This is a genomic window from Aquidulcibacter sp., assembly GCF_044346625.1.
Classification (GTDB): domain Bacteria; phylum Pseudomonadota; class Alphaproteobacteria; order Caulobacterales; family Aquidulcibacteraceae; genus Aquidulcibacter.
Genome location: NZ_JBIIYV010000142.1, coordinates 1 through 3,817, shown reverse-complemented (window position 1 = coordinate 3,817; position 3,817 = coordinate 1). Strand labels below are relative to the sequence as shown.

Annotated in this window: 3 protein-coding genes; 1 reads left to right on the top strand and 2 read right to left on the bottom strand. The window is 52.4% G+C overall.

The window, feature by feature from the left end:
* Positions 1–306: 306 nt before the first annotated feature.
* Positions 307–738, bottom strand: a complete 432-nt coding sequence (locus ACIQ20_RS16140; RefSeq protein ID WP_395782117.1) for a hypothetical protein — start codon at positions 736–738, stop codon at positions 307–309.
* 178 nt (positions 739–916) lie between these two features.
* The gene (locus tag ACIQ20_RS16135) at positions 917–1,297 is read right to left on the bottom strand and encodes a hypothetical protein (RefSeq protein WP_395782115.1); all 381 of its coding nucleotides are present in this window, start codon (positions 1,295–1,297) and stop codon (positions 917–919) included.
* 163 nt (positions 1,298–1,460) lie between these two features.
* On the opposite strand from ACIQ20_RS16135, the gene ACIQ20_RS16130 reads away from it, so the two are divergent.
* Complete coding sequence (locus ACIQ20_RS16130) at positions 1,461–3,653, top strand: peptidase domain-containing ABC transporter (RefSeq protein ID WP_395782113.1); 2,193 nt, start codon at positions 1,461–1,463, stop codon at positions 3,651–3,653.
* Positions 3,654–3,817: the final 164 nt, after the last annotated feature.

Here is a 3,817-nt window from a genome sequence, read left to right as displayed (position 1 = left end):
CGGACAGTATCAGGTCTGTGGGATATCATCGGCTCCCTCGTCACCATGTTCAAACCAGAAGAGTGCCGAAACTACTTCGCTAGCTGCGGATATGATGCATATTAAGTGGAAAATGCTCTAATAACCGCCACCGCGCTAAACGCCGCCAACCGCGTGGGCTGATGCAGGGTCACACTGCCGTAAACTTGGCGGCGCTGGGCTTCTATGACGGCGGGGCGGAAGAGGGTCATGGGAATATTAGTCCGATCAAAGCAAAGTATAAAGAATAATTTATTATTACTCCTCTAATTTAAAATATCTCTTAAATCACCTTGAGCCGAACAAACTTTGAATAAAAACGAGATAAATTGGGCCAATCGTAAGAGATAAGCAATTATTGGTAAAATGAACAATACAAGAACCAATTAAGCCGGCTAAACTGAAGGAGCGCGGATCGTCTGGGAAAATCAAGAAAACAAATGCAACAAAGGTAAATCCCGCGAATACTCCAGTCGGGTAACCGTGGGCGCTTACCGCTAGCAAGTAGACTGCGATCAATGCTAGTCCAAATGAAAACCCGTTCAGTTTTGTGTAACTAGCCTCATTTGCTTTTCTCATCAGCCGATCGCGGAGCTTTCTACCGGCAACAATCAAGCCATTGACGCAAAGTACTGTAATTGTAGTCAGAATATTTTCAACTAAAGGGGCATAAAGTAATGCAAGCAAAACATGACGGGTTGTTGGCGGCTTTGCTGACACGGTGCTGCCGTATATCATGGCAATATAGGTGAATTCAAAAAATGAAATACTAAAGTAGATAACAATTCCTAGAAATGTGTACCTAAAAAAAAAGCGTCAGCCCGAATGCTTTGACTTTTCATATTTGGGAACTCCACTGGAGGTATCCTTTAATCAAAACTCGGGCTGACGTGGCATATTAATAGGGAATGGGGAATTCAAGCGGTGGCAAGAACGGCTTACCCCCCATCTCATCCCAGTTCAATTGACGCTCGGAATCCGTAGTTTTCCCATCGCCGTTTCGATCGCGATTCACTGCGTCAACTGTTCTGTTGTAAGCCTCTTTGGCCGCTTTGTTCTTTATAGCATCAAGAACTTTCCCAAGGATTTTTAAGGGATTATCAATGTCTTCTCCCAATCGCTCAAAAAATGTATCCAGATAAGGGTCTTTGTTCTCGCCTTTGACCGGGTTTCTATAATTGTTCCAACCTCGACCCGAGTCTCGGACCCAACGACCATCGGTGTCAGTTTCGACCCCCCCACTTACAGATTCGATTTCATCCATCGTTAAAGCACGCATATTTCAATCTCCCTGTCCGGTCTAAAATCGGGACCAAATACCTCGCTGCATTTGGGTTCCCAAGCGGACGCCGTCGAAGTTGACTTAGCGGCGGGGGGTATGTCAAGTGGCGAAATAGCGGTTTTATAATCAATCTGTGGATAAATATTTTGGGTAGTAATGCATGATACCTGAGGTTGGGCAAGCGGAAAATTTGGATCGGCCAGCTCACGACGATAGCCGCACGTGGCTGACGCGCCTGTTCCACTCCGACAAGCTGCCAATGATGCTGCAGGCAGAGGCGGCTGAGTGCGGCTTGGCCTGTCTTGCCATGGTCGCGGCTGCCCATGGCCAGCGCCACACGCTTTCCGATCTTCGCCGCAAATTCAGCGCCAGCCTTAAGGGTACGACCCTCAAAAGCGTCATGGATATGGCCGATGGGCTGGGCATGGTGGGCAGGCCGCTGAGGCTGGAAATCGATGAATTGGTCAGCCTCAAGCCGCCTTGTGTGCTGCACTGGAACTTGGCCCATTATGTCGTGCTGAAGAAGGCATGGAATGGGCCGGGTGGGGTGTGGGCCATTATTCATGACCCAGCGCGCGGGGTGCGCAAAGTTGCCCCGGCAGAGATTGGCCGATCCTTCACCGGTGTGGCGCTGGAGCTGACGCCCACGCCAGCTTTCACTAAGAAGAAGCACGTCGAGCGGGTTCGCCTGACTGATATGTGGAGCACGCTGAAGGGCCTGAAGGGGCCCGTGATCCAGCTCTTCGCGCTTGCCCTTGTGGTGCAAGTGATTGGTGTGTTCAGCCCGATGCTGAACCAATTGATCATTGATGATGCCATCTCCAAAGGCGATATGGACCTTTTGACCACCATTGGGATGGGCATGGTGATCTTGCTGCTGATCCAAACCGGTATTGGTCTGCTTCAAGGCTTTGTCGGCATGTATCTGGGCACGCAATTGTCGTTTCAGATGCAAAGCAATCTCTTGCGCCATGCCCTGCGCTTGCCCGTGGCTTGGTTTGAAAAGCGCCATATTGGCGACATTATGAGCCGGTTTTCCTCGCTCGGGCCTGTGCAAAGCTTCCTCACCAGCGTGCCCATTGGCGCGACCTTGAATGTCATCATGCTGGTGGTGGGTGGCACGATGGCGGTGTTGTACTCGCCGCTGTTGTTTGGTTGTGTGATAGCCACCATGTTGATCCCGCTAATTGTGCAGGCCGTCACCTTTCCCTGGGTGAGGCGGAAAACCGATGAGGGCATTAGTCTTGGCGCTGTAGCCTCCACGACTTTCATGGAGACCTTGCGCGGCGCGCGGACGTTTAAGCTATTTGGCAAAGAACGCGAACGGGTCAGCCAATGGCAGAATGATACCGCCGCCAGCGTCAATAATAGTGTGACCATGCAGCGCTTCGGCCTGTGGGGTGGGGCGGGGCTTGGCATTGTAACGGGCCTGCAAGGTGTCGCGGTCTGGTGGCTGGGGGCCAAGCAAGTGATTGATGGCACCATGAGCCTTGGCATGTTGATGGCGTTTCAATCTTATGCGGGGCAATTCTCTGGCGCACTATCGGGCCTCATTGGCCTTTACTTCCAATGGAAGACGTTAGAGCTTCACCTCGAACGCCTCGCCGATGTGGTGCATGAGGATCCCGAAGCCGGGGTAGATGAGCCCATTCAAGAAGGCCGCTTGTTTGAAGGCCGTATTGGAGCAGATAAACTCTCCTTCCGCTATGCAACCCATGAGCCTTTGGTCTTCAAGGATGCAAGCTTTTCCATAGATCCCGGCCAATTTGTTGCCATCATCGGCCCGTCAGGCGGTGGCAAGACGACTTTGATGAAGGTCTTGCTAGGCCTGCTCGATCCAACTGAAGGCGAAGTGAAAGTTGAAGGGGTTGGCCTTAAGAATTTTGGCGTCCGTACCTTCCGCCATCGCATTGGCGCAGTCTTGCAAGATGATCGCCTGCTGGCGGGAACGATTGCTGACAATGTCTCTTTCTTCGATGCAGACCTCGACATGGCCAAAGTGGAAGACTGCTTGGCCAAGGCTTGTGTGTTGGACGATATCCTGAAGATGCCGATGGGCACGATGACCTTGGTGGGTGATCTAGGGTCAACCTTGTCTGGAGGGCAGCAACAGCGCGTGCTTCTCGCCCGCGCGCTCTACCGCGAGCCGACGATCCTGTTCCTTGATGAGGGCACGGCCAATCTCGATCCTGAAACCGAAGCACGGGTTTCGGAGACTCTGCGCGGTCTATCCTGTACCCGCATCTTTGTCGCGCACCGGGAAGCCGCGATTGCTGGGGCCGACCGCACGCTGCTGGTTGCAGGTGGCACAGTGACCGAACTTACCGAGCAAGTGCAAGCGGCGGCGGAGTAAGCCTGACTGGGCGCGGTTAGAATGTCCGCTTTCGGGCTTCTGTGAATTGCGCGTTATTGACCTAGTTTGTGAAGGGTTTCGGATGCCTCTTGGCGTACGAAAGTGTCCAGGGAACGAATCTTGGTTGTTGTCGGGTGGTGCTATGGGGATTTCGCCAAAGGTGG